The sequence below is a fragment of the Bacillus sp. AFS002410 genome (assembly GCF_002556365.1).
In the GTDB taxonomy this organism is placed as follows: Bacteria; Bacillota; Bacilli; order Bacillales; family Bacillaceae_G; genus Gottfriedia.
Window position 1 is genome coordinate 1 of sequence record NZ_NUEU01000072.1, and the last position, 233, is coordinate 233.

Annotated in this window: 1 protein-coding gene; it reads right to left on the reverse strand. The window is 67.8% G+C overall.

The features are described 5' to 3' along the window. Positions 1-233 (reverse strand): phosphatase PAP2 family protein (locus CN692_RS19300; RefSeq protein ID WP_142317550.1); only part of this gene is annotated, 233 nt, incomplete at both ends.

A 233-nucleotide genomic window follows, 5' to 3' on the forward strand; every position in this document is an offset into this window, starting at 1 on the left:
ATGCTTCGCTGGCCTTCGCTGGCGGCGAGCCGTGACGTCGCCATGGGTGCCGGCGACTGAACATGACCAGATAGCACCCTACCACCCAAACCAGCGCGGCACACCATCCGGCCAGGATGTCGGAGGGGTAATGCACCCCCAGGTAGACCCGGGACACGCTGACCAGCAGGCTGAACGCCGGTGCCAGCAGCAGCACCGGCCAGCGCCAGCGGGTGTTCCAGGCCAGCAGCACC